Here is a 14,040-nt window from a genome sequence, read left to right as displayed (position 1 = left end):
GCTACAGGGATATCTTCTCGGCGATGTTGCGCATCTGCACGCCGTGGACAAGGGCCGCTCCACCCCTGATGGCGTTGGCCACATGCACGGCTTCGGTCATCTCGGGCAGGTTGGAGCCTTTTTCCAGGCAGGCCCGTGTGTAGGCCTCGATGCAGTAGGGGCACTGCACCGCGTGGGCCACGGCCAGGGCGATGAGGGACTTCTCCCGTTCGCTGAGCGCGCCGTCGGCGAAGACGGTGGCGTAGTAGTCGAAGAACTTGCGCGCCATTTCCGGCGCATCCTTGCCGATCTCGGCGAACCGGGCCAGGTCGTCCGAATCGTAGTAGCCGCTCATGGAGCCTCCGGGCTGGTGTAGGGTAGGTGTCCCGGCCTGCGGACATGCCGGGAAGGAGCCGTAATCCCATAGCGCCGCAGCGCAGGTGACGCAAGGGTGACGCATGTCTCCGTCATCAGCTCCCCTTGCTTGGGTGCCCCGGAAAGCACATGCGCACGGCCGGTCAAGCGCAATGAGTGTGAAGCTCTTTTGGACCGCATGGGGGCATCATTTTCGTGAAACCCTCCTCCCGGCAGGTTGACCCTGCCGGGCAGCGCGGATAAAAAAGGAAAGCGATTCCAAGGGGACGCCGCGAACCCGGCAGTTGGGCGGGGGCCGGGGCGGCCCTATACGCGCGCCCGATATGTGCGTTGGCATCGAGAGGGGCATCATGACCGGCGACGTATCCTATCCACTGGTTCTTGGCGTCTATTCGCTCCGGAAGGTCAGCGAAATCGGTTCCGGCATTACCACCACGGACCATGAGAACATCACCTACTGGTATGTGCGCCAGACCGGGGAGGAGCGCTTCGAGGTCCAGCCCCTGGCCACGTCCGGGCTCCCCTCGGGCATGGTGAAGCCCATGGCCTCCAAGGATTTCATCAAGGCGTACACCCCCGAGCCGTTCTATTACAGCAAGAACCCGGTACCGGTGGTGGACAGCCTGGCTGCCAAGCTGCTCGAGGTCGGCCAGACCCATTCCCTCGCCAGTCTGAGCGAAGTCGAACGCTCCGCCCTGAACGCCCTCATGGTGGAAAAGATCGTGATCCCGGGCCCCGGCAAGCCGGGCCAGGACGACGCCCTCCATGCCCTGATGACGCGCATCGGAAGGGTGATCGGCATCCTGCTGTGCCGTGATCCCAAGGTCAGATTCGAGCACCGCACGCGCTTCAACTCCTGTGGCGTGAGCCTGCGCAAGGACGGCCATCTCGACCAGTCCCTGGGGTATTTCTCCAAGGCCCTGGAGATCGACGGGCGCGACGAGAACGTCTATTTCAACATAGCCAGGGTGTACTTCGACATGGGGGAGCTGGGCGAGTGCTCCAAGGCCCTCGAACAGGCTCTGGGCTTGAATCCCGAGTTCAAGGAGGCGGACAAATTCGCCCGCTACGTGGCCAAGCTCGGGGCCACCTCGGCCTGAGCCCGCCTCCGGCGCTCAACGCCGGGCGTTGCCGCCATTCCCTTGCGGGCGCGTTCGTGCTAGGACGCTCCCCAGCCGCCGCGCCGGCCCGGCGGTTTCCATCCTGACCAGCCAAGGCACGTCATGAGTTTTCGTTTCTTCAAACCGTTCGCCCTGCTGGCGGTCGCCGCCATGCTGCTCCTGAGCGCCACGGGAGCCTTCCCCCAGGATAAGAGACGCATCCTGGTGCTGCATTCCTATCACAAGGGGCTTGCCTGGACCGACAGCGTGGACGCGGGCATGATGTCCGTGCTGGGGGCCGCCCCTCACGTGGATGTCTTCACCGAATACATGGACACCAAGCGGGTCCACGAGAGCCGCGACGACGCCCGCCTGGCCGATTTCCTCAAAGACAAGTACGCCCGGGTGCGCTTCGACGCGGTCATCGCCTCCGACGACGACGCCTTCCAGTTCCTGCTGGATAAGCGGGCCACGCTCTTTCCCAACGCGCCGGTCGTGTTCTGCGGGGTGAACTTCTTCGACGAGGACAAGCTCGCGGGCAAGAGGGATTTCTTCACCGGCGTGGTGGAGGCTTACGACGTGCGCAATACCCTGCGCACCGCCCTTGCCCTGCAGCCCGGAACCTACCGCATCGTGGTGATCAACGACCGCTCGGCCACGGGCTTGGCCAACAAGAAAGTCCTGGCCGAGGTGCTGCCGGAATTCGAGAAGAAGGTCTCCGTGACCTACCTGGACGACCTGGACATGGACGAGCTGCTCACGCGGGTCCGCTCCCTGGCCCAGGGCGACATCATCCTGCTTCTGACATTCAATCGCGACCGCTCGGGCAATCCCTTCGATTACGACGAATCCATCGAGCTGGTGGCCCGCCAGGCTCGAGTGCCCATATACGGCGTGTGGGACTTCTACCTGGGCAAGGGCATCGTGGGGGGACTTCTGACCAGCGGTGTCGACCAGGGCAGCGTGGCTGCTCGCATGGCGCTGCGCATCCTGGACGGGGAGAAGGTCCGCGACATCCCCGTGGTCAAGGAGAGCACCAACCGCTACATGTTCGACTACGAGCAGCTGCGCCGTTTCGGCATCTCCACCAGCCTTCTGCCCGAAGACAGCCTGGTCATCAACCGCCCGGCCTCGTTCTACGAGGAACACCGGGGCAAGGTGCTGGCCGTGAGCGCGGCCTTCATGGTCATGCTCGGCATGCTGGTGGCGTTGTGGGTGAACATCCAGGGCCGCAAGAAGACCGAGGCCAGCCTGCGCGAGTCGGAGGAGAAGTTCGAGCGCATCTTCCGCCACAGCCCGGACTGGATCGCCATCCTCAGCATGCCCGACGGCCGGTACGTGGACGTCAACGACGCCTTCATGGTCATCACCGGCTTCACGCGCGAGGAGGTCATCGGCAAGACCTCCATGGAGATCGGCATCTACGCAAACCCCGACGAGCGCTATGAGCTCGACGAGTCCTTCCTGCTCCAGGGCAAGACCAGCGTGCAGGAGGTGCAGTACCGCCTCAAGTCCGGCGAGGTGATCACGGCGGAGCGCTCGGGCGAGCTGGTGGAGATAGGCGGGGAGAAGTGCGTGGTTTCCGTGGTGCGCGACGTGACCAGCAAGCGCCAGGCCGAATTGGCCCTGCTCGAGTCCGAACGCCAGAAGAAGCTGCGCACGGACGCGGAGATCAAGATGCTCCAGGCCCAGATCAACCCGCACTTCCTGTTCAACGCCATCACTTCCATCATGCACTACATCCGCACGGACCCCGAGACCGCCTCGGACCTGCTGGTGAAGCTGGGAGACTTCTTCCGCAAGAACATCAAGCCCGGCGGGGCGAGCGTCCCATTGTCCAAGGAGCTTGAGCACTGCGAGGACTACCTCTCCATCGAGCGGGCCCGCTTCGAGGAGCGGCTCCGGGTGGCCTACGACATCGACCCGGCCGCCCTGGAATGCCCGGTGCCGCCGCTGATCCTGCAGCCACTGGTGGAGAACGCCCTGCGCCACGGCATCATGCCCAAGGAGGAGGGCGGCGAGATCGTCATCGGAGCGCACCCTGAAAACGGGGCGGTGCGCATCTTCGTGCGCGACAACGGCGTGGGCATGGAACCCTCCGTGGCCGCCTCGCTCCTGGACGAGACCGGCGCGTCGCCCCCGCCCCAGGGCACCGGACTGGCCCTGCGCAACGTCAACGCCCGGCTTGTGGCCATCCACGGTGCCCAGCACGGCCTGCGCATCGAAAGCAGCCCCGGGCAGGGAACCTCCATATCCTTTTCCATTCCCCGCGCATGAACCTGACCGTTTTCATCATCGACGACGAAGGCCCGGTGCGCCGCGAACTCAAGCACCTGCTCGGACGCATCGAGAACGTGGAGGTGGTGGGGGAGTCCCCCAGCGGCCGCGCCGCCCTGCCGGACATCCGGGAGCTGGAGCCGGACCTGATCTTCCTGGACATCCAGATGCCGGGGCTCTCGGGGCTTGAGCTGTCCTATCTCTTCGGCGACCTGCCCAAGAAGCCGCTGCTGGTCTTCGTCACCGCCTACGAGGAGCACGCGGTCAAGGCGTTCGAGCTCGACGCCCTGGACTACATCCTCAAGCCCTTCACCCTGGAGCGGCTGCGCAAGGCCGTGGACAAGGCCCGGCGTTTCCTGCGCCTGGACGCCGCCGCCGCTCCCCAGGCTCCGGCCCCCGGGCAGCCCGAGCGGCGCATCCCCCTGTACGACGGCGAGCGCATCGTGCCCACCCTGCCCAAGCACATCTTCTTCGTCACCAGCGAGGAGGGGAAAATCACCGTGCACGCGGTCCACGGGCGCTACACGGTCAAGGCCACCATCTCCGAACTGGAGGCCCGGCTCGTGCCCCACGGCTTCTTCCGCGCCCACCGCAGCCACTTGGTGAACCTGAACCACGTGGCCGAAATCCTGCCCTGGAGCGGGGGCAGCTACAAGCTCATCATGAGCGACCGCGAGCGCACCGAGATCCTGGTCAGCCGCTACAACGCCAAGGACCTCAAGGTTCATTTCGAACTGTAGGACAAGCTTTTCCGGCCCTTCATCCCTGGCGAGGGCAGGCCAAGGGGCGATCCGGTGATCCAGCAGTCGATTCGCCGGGCGACCGGCATGCCTTCTGCCTCAGTCATTCTCTCCATTCAGGTCCGGAAACGCTCCCTTGGCCCTGAAAATCGCGCCAAACGGCCTTGCGCGATTCATTAATTGTCTAAAATAATTAAGTTTAGCTGTCTTCCCTCCCGGCAGGCCATTCGCTCTGCCTTTCAGCCCTCAAAAACCGCCATTCAGACCTCGGAACGGGGTATTGAAAATTATTTTTCATATCTTTGAAAACAAGCCGTACACAACGCCTCAATACAGGCTGCGCCGCGTGCGCGCCATTGCCGAAACGGGCGGCCAGGCCGGGCGCCCTTCACATCCGGAGGACTGATATGTTTGACCTGTTCAAAGCCAGGGCCGAGGCCGTGAGCGCCGAGGTGCACCGCTTCGCCGCCAAGGGCGAGGCCATGGAGTTCATCAAGGAAACTTTCCGCAAGGAAGCGATCGCCGACGCCCCGCAGTCCTACGCCGTCTGGACTGACTGCCCCTTCCTCGTGGGCGAGGACAAGGACGCCCTGGCCAAGGAATTCCCCGGCCTTGCGTTCGACGTCACCCGCGACCGCTCCGAGCAGGCCAAGATCGGCGTCACCCAGATGCACTGGGGGCTGGCCAACACCGGCAGCGTCTGCCAGAATTCTTCCGACCCCAAGGAACGCCTGGCCTCCATGCTGCCCATCATCCACGTGGCCATCATCGGCACCGGCCAGATTCTGCCCGACCTGCCGGCGCTCCTCGAGACCGTCCATCCCAAGGATTGCGCCTACCTGGCCATCATCTCCGGCCCCAGCCGCACCGCCGACATCGAGCGCGTGCTCACCATTGGCGTCCACGGACCCAAACGCCTCATCGTCGTCTGCGTCGACGATCTGGGAGGGAACAACTAATGGCCAACACCGAATTCAAACAATCCGTAGATAAGGCGCTGCACAACTCAAACCTGTCCGGCGCCCTGGGCCGCTTCTCCGAAGCCTACGCCACCGCCCGCGTGAAGGCCTACGAAGGCATCGACTTCGAGCAGCTGCGCGAGCGCATCGCCGCCATCAAGGGCTACGCCGCCGAGCACCAGAACGAGCTTGCCGAGCAGTTCACCAAGGCCGCCACCGCGCGCGGCGCCAAGGTTTTCCGGGCCAACTCGCCCAAGGAAGTCAAGGACTACATCGCCAACCTCTGCCGCGAGAAGGGCGTCAAACGAATCGTGAAGTCCAAGTCCATGGCCTCCGAGGAAATCCACCTGAACGACCACCTGGTCAAACAGGGCATCCAGGTGAACGAGACGGACCTGGGCGAGTGGATCATTCAGCTGGCCGGGCAGACCCCCTCGCACATGGTCATGCCCGCCATCCACATGACCCGCGACGAGGTGGCCGACCTCTTCAGCAAGGAAATCAACGAGCGCCTGACCAACGACATTCCCAAGCTGGTGGAAGTGGCTCGCAAGGAGCTGCGCGAGAAGTTCCTCCAGGCCGACATGGGCATCTCCGGCGGCAACATGGCCATCGCCGAAACCGGAACCATCGCTCTGGTCACCAACGAGGGCAACGCCCGCCTGACCACCAGCCTGCCCAAGATCCACGTGGCCATCGTGGGCCTGGAGAAGCTCGTCCCCACCTGGGCCGACGCCGCCCCGATCCTGGTGGCCCTGCCCAAGAGCGCGACCAGCCAGCAGCTCACCAGCTACGTGAGCCTCATCACCGGCCCCACCCCCAACGACGACGGCTCCATGAAGGACATGCACATCATCCTCATGGACAACAAACGCTCCGAGATGGCCGCGGACCCCATCTTCAAGCAGGCCCTGCAGTGCATCCGCTGCGCTTCCTGCCTGAACGTCTGCCCGGTCTACCGCCTGGTGGGCGGCCACGTGTTCGGCAAGGTCTACACCGGCGGCATCGGCACCATCCTCACCGCCTGGTTCGACGAGCTCAAGAAGAGCGAGGACATCCAGGGCCTGTGCATCCAGTGCGGCAACTGCAAGCAGGTCTGCCCCGGCAAGATCGACATCCCCGCGCTCATCCTTGAAATCCGCCGCAGGCTGGTCAAGGAGCAGGGACAGGGCGTGGTCCAGAAGGCCATCTTCTCCGTGGTCAACAACCGCCCGCTGTTCCACGCCATGCTGCGCACGGCCTCCAAGACCCAGGGCCTGGTCGGGGCCAAGGAAGGCTTCATCCGCCACCTGCCCCTGTTCCTCTCGGGCCTGGCCGACTTCCGCAGCCTGCCCGCCATCGCCGACAAGCCCTTCCGCGACGTGTTCGACACCATCAAGCAGCCCGTGCTGCCCAAAAAGGTGGCCTTCTACGCTGGCTGCCTCATCGACTTCGCCTATCCCGGCATGGGCGAGAAGCTGGTGAGCATCATGAACAAGGCCGGCTACAACGTCACCTTCCCCAAGGGCCAGACCTGCTGCGGCGCGCCCGCGCGCTACAACGGCGCCTACGAGGTGGCCGCCGGGAACGCCACGGACAACATCAAGGCCCTCTTGGAAGAGGATGTGGACTACGTGATCTCGGCCTGCCCCACCTGCACCGGGGCTCTCAAGCACGAGTTCATCGACGTCTACGAGAGCCTGGGCAAGCGCGACATGCTGCCCAAGGCCCGCCGCCTGGCCACCAAGACCATGGACTTCTCCAGCTTCGTCAAGCAGCTGGTGGACGAAGGCAAGCTCACCTTCAAGGAAGGCCAGTCCCTGGGCAGGATCACCTACCACGACTCCTGCCACCTGAAGCGCACCCTGCACGCCGAAAAGGAGCCCAGGGAGCTCCTGACCCAGGCCGGCTACCAGATCGACGAGATGTTCGAGTGCGACATGTGCTGCGGCATGGGCGGATCGTACTCGCTCAAGTTCCCGGAGATCTCCAAGCCCATCCTCACCCGCAAGCTGTCCAACATCAAGGCCACTGGAGCGCCCATGGTGGCCATGGACTGCCCGGGCTGCGTCATGCAGATCAAGGGCGGCCTGGACAAGGACGGCGCGAAGATCACCGTGAAGCACACCGTCGAGCTCATCGACGACCTGCTGTCCTAACACTCACGAAAAACGCCGCGCGCTCGCCCGACTCGGGGCGGACGCGCGGCGGCAAATCTCCCGGTTGATGGCGGCCCTTGCGGGAAATCGGTCCCCCTGCTGGGGCCGCCCTTTTATCGAGAGGGTGGTTAAGAGGAGATATTTCACGCAATACCGGGAAGAGGGTTGGGCCGAGTCAACCACGTGACTTCCAGGGCAACGGTTGCAAGCAGCCAGTTGGCGAAAAGGAGTACCCCGATGAACATCCGTACGGGCGACGAGTATCTCGACAACCGCATCGACACGTATTCAGAATGGATGCGGGAAGGCAAGATTCCCACGTCCTCGAAAGTCATTCCTGTGAAACAATCCCTGTCCGGCCTGCAATGGATTCTTCCCACTGAGCAGGCCAGGGTAATCCTGCGCAACTCCCGCTCCTTCGCCCTTGCCCATTGCGCGTGCCGCAAGCGCTACGAGCGCTGCGACAACCCCACCGAGGTCTGCTTCTATTTAAACGACGTGGCCGACAAGAAAACGGCCGACGGCCAAGCCCGCCGGGTTACGCTCGAAGAGGCTGAGAAACAGCTCATGCTTGCCGACGCCCACGGCCTGATCCACATGACGATCTACAATCCGGAACAGCACGTTTTCGCCCTTTGCTGCTGCTGCGCCTGTTGCTGCCACGAGGTGGCGTTCCTGCGGCAATACAAGCGTCCCGACATGCTCGCCCACTCCGATTACATCGCCGCGACGGACACCGGATCCTGCGTGCATTGCGGGGCATGCGAGCCCAGGTGCGTCTTCGAGGCCAGGACAATGAAGGACGAAATCATGCACTACGAGCCTTCAAAGTGCTACGGTTGCGGGCTCTGCGTGTCGGTCTGCCCCAGTTCGGCCACGAGCATGGAGTTGCGGGTGGCAGACAAGCACGGACTTGCGGTCCGGTAGCCGGGCAGGTCCCAGCCGGGGGGAGAGGGTCCCCCTGAAATTCTCCCGGTCGAAGGCGGCCCTTGCGGGATATCGGTCACCCCGCAGGGGCCGCCGTCTCGTTTGACGGATTACAAGCGCAGCGTTGCGAAGAACGCGGCCATCACGAAAAACGGCAGCGTCTTGGCCTTGGACGACCTGAACATGCCCTCAAAAGCCGGGACGACGCAGGATGCGGCGCAGACGGCCCCGCTGAATGCGATGTAGGCGGCCGTGGCGCACAGGACCACCGGCATCACATTGGTGAAGAGAAAAACGAGTTCGGGTTCCATTATCATGAACGTCCTCCGGCGGGGTGCTGCGAAAGCCATTCCGGGCATGGCAGTGATGCTTCTTAAGTATGGATGGGCCGGAGGGCGGTGCGGTTACGGCTGGAACCGGATTGGATGATGGCGAAGGGTAATGATCCGGACTTTCGGCAGCGTTTCAGGATGGCCGGTCCGGTCATCCCGGTGGAGGGGGGGGCGGACTCTGCCCGCTGTTGCGCGATGCGCCTGGACGCCGGAAAAAAGAAACCGGCAGGGGCTTCCGGAGCGCCCCTGCCGGTCGAAATCAAAGCCCTGAAGAAGTGTTATTTCTTCGTGGCCTTCTTGGCCTTGGCAGCCTTGGGGGCTTCCTTGGCAGGTCCGGGGAAGTTCATGACCAGGCCGCCCATCTTCATGCACTCGCCGGTGGTGGCGGTCATGACCTTCTTGTCGCCCACGGAGCATTCGATCTTCTTGGGGGCTTCCTTCTTGGGGGCCTTGGCCTTTCCGGCGGCAAAGGCGGCGCCAGCGGACAGGGACATGGCGAAAACGAGACCAGCAATAAGCAGCTTCTTCATGGCAATAGGCTCCTTTCGAAAGGTTTTTAGCACTTTAGCCAAGGCCGCTTCTTGCATCAAGAGGTTTCATGAACAATATTTCATCTTTCCAAAGAGTCATGTAACGATTCCCGACATTCCGGGGACATTTGGCGTCTTCCGGACACTCCGTCATCCCGTGTGGGAGGCGCGCCCGCGTCCCGGCTCCGTTCTTCACCGGGATGCAACGGCCGTTTCCGCCGCGTTCCAGCCGCCGCCCAGGGCCTTGTACAGACTTACAAGGTCCGTAAGCTCGTTGGCGCTCGACTTGCACAAGCTGTCCTGGGCCTCGTAGAGCGACTTCTCGGACGACAGGACATCCAGAAAGCTGGTCAGCCCCTTGGAGTAACGTTCCCGCGCCAGGGCCAGGGCTTCCTCGTTGGCCCGCACGGCCAGGGCCAGCATGCGCTTGGTTTCCTGCTCCGATGCGAGCGCCGTCAGCGCGTTCTCCACATCCTCCAGGGCCGTGAGGAACGCCGTGCGGTACTTGGCCAGGCTTTCATCGTAGGCGGCGGTTTTCCTGCTCACGTCCGCGCGGGCCTTCCCGGCGTCGAAAACCGGCGCGGTCACGGAAGGGATCACGCTCCAATACCAGTTGGCCAGCCCCAGAAACTTCGTGAGCGCGTTGCCCTGCACTCCGAGCCCCATGGTCAGGTCGAACGTGGGATACAGCCCGGCCGTGGCCGCGCCGATGTTGGCCGAAGCCGCGGCCAGCTGACGCTCGGCTTTGCGCAGGTCGGGGCGGCGGCTGAGCAGGCCGGAGGGAAGTCCGGTGGCGAACACCCCGTCGGGCTTCGGAAGCGGGACGGCCCGGGAGAGGCGTGCCAGGAGCGCCTCTGGCGGGTTGCCGGTCAGGATGCCCAGGCGGTGGATGGACTGTTTCACCGATGCTTCCAGGCCGGGGATGTCCGATCTGGTCTTGGCGTGCTGGGCCACGGCCTGGGACACGTCCAGATGGCTGGTGAGCCCCAGCCGGAATCGTTCCGTGGTCACGTCCACGTTCTGCTGCTGGGACGCTGCCGTGGCCTTGGCGATGGCCAGGCGCTCCTGGCCGGACCTGAGCTCCACGTAGTTGCGGGCCACGTCGCCGAGCAGCGTGAGGACCACCGAACGCAGATCCTCCACACTGGCCTCGTAGGTGGCCCGGGCAGCTTCGGTCTTGCGCCGCTGGCCGCCGAAGAGGTCCAACTCCCAGCTGACGTCGAACCCGGCCTGGTAGGTTGTGCCGGGGGAGACGGCGATGCTCTCCAGGGACTGGTCCGTGGATGTGGCCGCGCCGTTGGAATAGCTCGAAGTGGTCGTCCCCCCGACCTTGAGGGCGGGCAGTTGGGCTGCGCGCGCGATGCCCACGTCGGCCCGGGCCTGGAGCACGCGGGCCTTGGCCTGGGCCACGTCCAGGTTGCCCCGCACGGCCTCTTCCACCAGGCGGTCGAGCTCCGGGTCGTTCAGCCTCTTCCACCATTGGACCTGTTCGAGTCCCGCCGCGGCTTGGGCGTCGCCCTGGGCCGCATCCCTGCAGGCAGCGAAGCGTCCCGGGGCGTCGAGCTGGGGGCGCTTGTAGTCGGGGCCGACGCTGACGCACCCGCCCAAGCAGAGGACCACCCCCAAGAGAATCGCCGGGAGCCGTCTCATGAGCCGCTCCCCGTGTCGGAGGCGGCCGCCGTGGAGGTCTGCACCGGGGTCTCCAGGAAGACGTCCAACTGCTGGCCCACGAAGGCGGGCAGCTGCTTGCGGTCGAAGCTGTAGACCACCTGGAGCACGCGGGTGTCCACCCGCTCGGTGCTGCTGCCGGTGAGCGAGGACTTGGGCACCACGTAGGGCTCCACCCGCACGAAAGTGAGCTCGGCCTTGATGTCACGATTGCCGCGCATGTAGGCCATGCCCCTGGCGCCGCTGACGAAACGCCATGCGTCGTTCTCGTCCACGTCCACGCGCACCTGCATGCGGTCCAGGTTGCCCAGGCGCATGAGCGGCGTCGAGAGGCTGCCCGTGGCCGCGAATTCGCCGGGCCGCACGTTCACTTGGAGAACCTCGCAGGCGATGGGTGCGCGTACGGTCAACCGGTCCACGGTGGTCTCGGCCGCGGCAAGCTCGGCCTGGGACGCCGTGACCGCCGCCTTGGCGCTCTCGAGCTTGGCCTTGGCCAATGCCTCCGCGTTACGGCGTTTTTCCACCTCGTCCACGCTGACTGCTCGGCGGTCCTTCACGTCGCGAACAATGGCGAACTGGGTCTGATAATCCTTGAGCGACGCCTTGGCTTCCTCGAGGGCGGCCTTGGCCTTGAGAAGGCTCGCCCGCTTGACCTCGCGCTCCGACAGGGCCTCACGTCCGTCGATGTCGAAGAGCGCCTGGCCCGCCTGCACCGTGTCCCCGGCCTCCACGTACACGTGGGCTACTACCCCGCCCACGGACGTCCCCAGGGCGATGTTGTTGGAATTGGCTTCCACGATGCCGGCCCCGCCGATGTAGGCGGCGAACGGGGCCTGGGCCGGCTGGGCCACGGCCTGGGACTGGGACCTGGCCCGCTCCGACTTGAGCGATATGACCACGGCCATGACAATCCCGGCCAGGGCCAGGACCGGGAGCACTGTATTCTTGAGCCTCACGGGCATCCTCCTTGATGCGCTCGCTCGTGTCGCATCCTCGTCATCCGTTCAGACAGATTTCTGGCGTAATTCACTATAATAATTATTTATTTAAGACGCGCTCATGCGTTGCGACATGGACGCTAGTGTCGCGTTCCTGAAAAACATGAACATGTTTTTCAGGGGTAAAAATAATAATTTCATTTTTTTGAGGGCGCCACACTAGGCGGTCTCGACGCGGTCGATACGGCCGTCGTCCATGTGGGCCATGTGGTCCGCGTATTCGAAAATCCGGGAGTCGTGGGTCACGATGACCAGGGAGCGCCCGCCCGTGGTGGCCAGCGACCGGAGCAGGTCCATCACCACCTTGCCGGTGGTGTGGTCCAGGGCGCTGGTGGGCTCGTCGCAGACCACCAGCCTCGGCTCGTGGACCAGGGCGCGGGCGATGGCTACGCGCTGCTGCTGCCCGCCCGAAAGATCGCGCGGCAGGGAGTTCTCCCGCCCGGAAAGCCCCACCTCTTCAAGTCTGGCCGCGGCGACGTCCAGCGCCTTCGTCCGGGGGACACCGTTTATGAGCAGCGGCAGGCAGGCGTTCTCGACAGCCGTGAGCGTGGGCACCAGGTTGAAGGCCTGGAACACGAACCCGATGTTCCTGCCCCTGAACACCGTGCGCTCCCGGGGAGACAGCAGGGACATGTCCTGGCCGAGCAGGGCGCACGCGCCTTCGTCCTGGTCCAGGATACCCGCCATCACGGAGATGAGGGTGGTCTTGCCGCACCCGGAGGGCCCCACCAGCATGAAGAGTTCCCCGGCGCGCACGTCCAGGTCCACGCCGCGCAGGGCCTGAGTCCTGGTTTCGCCGGACCCGAAGGACTTGGTGACGCCCCTGCAGCACACCGAGATGGATGCGTCGTGCATGGTCAAGCCTTGAACACCACGGCGGATTCGAGTTTCAGCACCCTGCGGGCGGAGAGCATGGCCGCCAGGGCCACGATGAGCATCACCGCGCCGCCGCTTCCGGCCAGGAGCTGCCAGGTCATCTTGGGCTGGGGCCCCATGCCCCCGGCCGAGGCGGCCATGAAGGCGGCGCTCAAGCCAGCGCCCAGGCCGTATCCCACGAAACCAACAAGAAACGCCTGCAGGAGGATCATGCGCGTAAGCATTGAATCCGTGGCTCCCATTGCCTTGAACACTCCGAAATAGCGCAGGTTGTCCAAGGTGAAGTTGTAGAAGATCTGGCCCGTGACAGCGGTTCCGACCACGAAGCCGATCACGACCACGAAGCCGATGTTCACCAGGATGTTGGTGTGCTCGATGATGTGGTTCAGGGATTTGTCCTTGAATTCCTCGGCCGAATAGGCGGCCAGTCCGGTCTCGGCGGTGATGCGCCGGGCCACGTTCTCGGGCCTCTCGTCCGGCTTGGCCTTGGCCAGCACGAAGCTCAGGAGTTTGCGCTCGCTGAAGGCGAAGGTCTTGGCGCGGGCGTATGTAGTGAAGATCACCGGCTGGGACATGAAGCTCGGCGTGGACCGGGCGATGCCCACCACCTGGGCGCGCTTGTCGTTGATCTCCAGGATGTCGCCCAGTTTAACAGGGATCGGGGTTCCCTCGGCGGTGCGCATGGCCAGCCTGCCCTTGGCTCCGGCTTCGTCCACGATGACCGCGTCGGGGATTCGCAGATCGGCGAGATTTCCTTCGAGCATCACCGCCGGGCCGCCGATGAGTGTGGCCTCGTCCAGGCCGTTCATCTGGCACTGGGCGGTCTCGCCGTTCTCCAGGCGCACCTTCTGCCCGCCCTTGAAGAAGGGCACGGCCCATTCCACTCCGCTGACCCCGCGCACGCGGTAGAGCTGCGTGTCCTGCATGGGCTTGGAATCTTCGATGGACTGCACCTTGGGGTCCATGACCCAGATGTCGGGGAGGTCCATGTCGGAGATGGCGCCATAGGTCTGGCTGAGGATGTCCACCAGGATGGCCGGCTGCTGGATCATGATGATGGAAGACAGGGCGATGGCCACGACGATGCCCAGGTATTTCCCCATGTCGCCGAAGAGCATTTTCAGGGCTATGTGAAGCATGG

Annotated in this window: 13 protein-coding genes; 6 read left to right on the top strand and 7 right to left on the bottom strand. The window is 64.2% G+C overall.

The annotated features are described in order from the left end of the window. Window position 1 precedes the first annotated feature (1 nt). Window positions 2–334 carry an arsenosugar biosynthesis-associated peroxidase-like protein gene (locus ML540_RS11175; protein ID WP_243361035.1) on the bottom strand — a complete coding sequence of 111 codons (333 nt, stop codon included), beginning with the start codon at window positions 332–334 and terminating at the stop codon, window positions 2–4. 370 nt (window positions 335–704) lie between these two features. Here ML540_RS11175 and ML540_RS11170 point away from each other — a divergent pair, with 370 nt between their 5' ends. The 6 genes from ML540_RS11170 (at window position 705) to ML540_RS11145 (ending at window position 8,495) form a co-directional block, all read left to right on the top strand. After that, the gene (locus ML540_RS11170) at window positions 705–1,454 is read left to right on the top strand and encodes a tetratricopeptide repeat protein (protein WP_243361034.1); all 750 of its coding nucleotides are present in this window, start codon (window positions 705–707) and stop codon (window positions 1,452–1,454) included. Window positions 1,455–1,577: 123 nt separating this feature from the next. Then, window positions 1,578–3,731: an ABC transporter substrate binding protein gene (locus ML540_RS11165; RefSeq protein ID WP_243361032.1), complete on the top strand. Its 2,154-nt coding sequence runs from the start codon at window positions 1,578–1,580 to the stop codon at window positions 3,729–3,731. Continuing rightward, on the top strand, window positions 3,728–4,471 hold the full coding sequence (locus ML540_RS11160) for a LytR/AlgR family response regulator transcription factor (protein ID WP_243361030.1): 744 nt from the start codon (window positions 3,728–3,730) through the stop codon (window positions 4,469–4,471). Before ML540_RS11165 ends, ML540_RS11160 begins: the two co-directional genes overlap by 4 nt. A gap of 407 nt (window positions 4,472–4,878) precedes the next feature. Continuing rightward, window positions 4,879–5,430: a LutC/YkgG family protein gene (locus tag ML540_RS11155; protein ID WP_243361027.1), complete on the top strand. Its 552-nt coding sequence runs from the start codon at window positions 4,879–4,881 to the stop codon at window positions 5,428–5,430. Next, entirely contained in the window at window positions 5,430–7,568 is a 2,139-nt protein-coding gene (gene ldhH, locus ML540_RS11150) for an L-lactate dehydrogenase (quinone) large subunit LdhH (RefSeq protein WP_243361025.1), read from the top strand. The genes ML540_RS11155 and ldhH overlap by 1 nt, the downstream gene beginning before the upstream one ends. A gap of 237 nt (window positions 7,569–7,805) precedes the next feature. Next, window positions 7,806–8,495 carry a 4Fe-4S dicluster domain-containing protein gene (locus ML540_RS11145; RefSeq protein ID WP_243361023.1) on the top strand — a complete coding sequence of 230 codons (690 nt, stop codon included), beginning with the start codon at window positions 7,806–7,808 and terminating at the stop codon, window positions 8,493–8,495. A gap of 110 nt (window positions 8,496–8,605) precedes the next feature. Here the strand turns inward: ML540_RS11145 and ML540_RS11140 are convergent, their stop codons facing one another. The 6 genes from ML540_RS11140 to ML540_RS11115 form a co-directional block, all read right to left on the bottom strand. Next, window positions 8,606–8,812, bottom strand: coding sequence for a hypothetical protein (locus ML540_RS11140; protein ID WP_243361020.1), 207 nt, complete (start codon window positions 8,810–8,812; stop codon window positions 8,606–8,608). Window positions 8,813–9,105: 293 nt separating this feature from the next. Then, the gene (locus ML540_RS11135) at window positions 9,106–9,357 is read right to left on the bottom strand and encodes a hypothetical protein (protein WP_243361018.1); all 252 of its coding nucleotides are present in this window, start codon (window positions 9,355–9,357) and stop codon (window positions 9,106–9,108) included. Between the two features lie 192 nt (window positions 9,358–9,549). Next, window positions 9,550–11,007 (bottom strand): efflux transporter outer membrane subunit, encoded by a 1,458-nt coding sequence (locus tag ML540_RS11130; RefSeq protein ID WP_243361015.1) that lies wholly within the window; start codon window positions 11,005–11,007, stop codon window positions 9,550–9,552. Continuing rightward, window positions 11,004–11,981, bottom strand: a complete 978-nt coding sequence (locus ML540_RS11125) for an efflux RND transporter periplasmic adaptor subunit (RefSeq protein ID WP_243361012.1) — start codon at window positions 11,979–11,981, stop codon at window positions 11,004–11,006. The genes ML540_RS11130 and ML540_RS11125 overlap by 4 nt, the downstream gene beginning before the upstream one ends. A 201-nt stretch (window positions 11,982–12,182) precedes the next feature. Further along, entirely contained in the window at window positions 12,183–12,878 is a 696-nt protein-coding gene (locus ML540_RS11120) for an ABC transporter ATP-binding protein (RefSeq protein ID WP_243361010.1), read from the bottom strand. Window positions 12,879–12,880: 2 nt separating this feature from the next. Then, the gene (locus tag ML540_RS11115) at window positions 12,881–14,038 is read right to left on the bottom strand and encodes an ABC transporter permease (protein ID WP_243361008.1); all 1,158 of its coding nucleotides are present in this window, start codon (window positions 14,036–14,038) and stop codon (window positions 12,881–12,883) included. Window positions 14,039–14,040 lie beyond the last annotated feature (2 nt).

Origin of the sequence: Fundidesulfovibrio terrae (assembly GCF_022808915.1) — a bacterium.
Classification (GTDB): domain Bacteria; phylum Desulfobacterota; class Desulfovibrionia; order Desulfovibrionales; family Desulfovibrionaceae; genus Fundidesulfovibrio; species Fundidesulfovibrio terrae.
The sequence above is the reverse complement of the archived record's forward strand: the minus strand, read 5'-3'. Positions and strand labels throughout refer to the sequence as shown.

Excerpts from the sequence above, each read along its gene's own strand:
- ldhH (WP_243361025.1), top strand. The coding sequence starts at position 5,430 with ATGGCCAACACCGAATTCAAACAATCCGTAGATAAGGCGCTGCACAAC.
- ML540_RS11130 (WP_243361015.1), bottom strand. The coding sequence starts at position 11,007 with ATGAGACGGCTCCCGGCGATTCTCTTGGGGGTGGTCCTCTGCTTGGGC.
- ML540_RS11175 (WP_243361035.1), bottom strand. The coding sequence starts at position 334 with ATGAGCGGCTACTACGATTCGGACGACCTGGCCCGGTTCGCCGAGATC.
- ML540_RS11155 (WP_243361027.1), top strand. The coding sequence starts at position 4,879 with ATGTTTGACCTGTTCAAAGCCAGGGCCGAGGCCGTGAGCGCCGAGGTG.
- ML540_RS11160 (WP_243361030.1), top strand. The coding sequence starts at position 3,728 with ATGAACCTGACCGTTTTCATCATCGACGACGAAGGCCCGGTGCGCCGC.
- ML540_RS11140 (WP_243361020.1), bottom strand. The coding sequence starts at position 8,812 with ATGATAATGGAACCCGAACTCGTTTTTCTCTTCACCAATGTGATGCCG.
- ML540_RS11120 (WP_243361010.1), bottom strand. The coding sequence starts at position 12,878 with ATGCACGACGCATCCATCTCGGTGTGCTGCAGGGGCGTCACCAAGTCC.
- ML540_RS11165 (WP_243361032.1), top strand. The coding sequence starts at position 1,578 with ATGAGTTTTCGTTTCTTCAAACCGTTCGCCCTGCTGGCGGTCGCCGCC.
- ML540_RS11170 (WP_243361034.1), top strand. The coding sequence starts at position 705 with ATGACCGGCGACGTATCCTATCCACTGGTTCTTGGCGTCTATTCGCTC.
- ML540_RS11145 (WP_243361023.1), top strand. The coding sequence starts at position 7,806 with ATGAACATCCGTACGGGCGACGAGTATCTCGACAACCGCATCGACACG.
- ML540_RS11135 (WP_243361018.1), bottom strand. The coding sequence starts at position 9,357 with ATGAAGAAGCTGCTTATTGCTGGTCTCGTTTTCGCCATGTCCCTGTCC.
- ML540_RS11115 (WP_243361008.1), bottom strand. The coding sequence starts at position 14,038 with ATGCTTCACATAGCCCTGAAAATGCTCTTCGGCGACATGGGGAAATAC.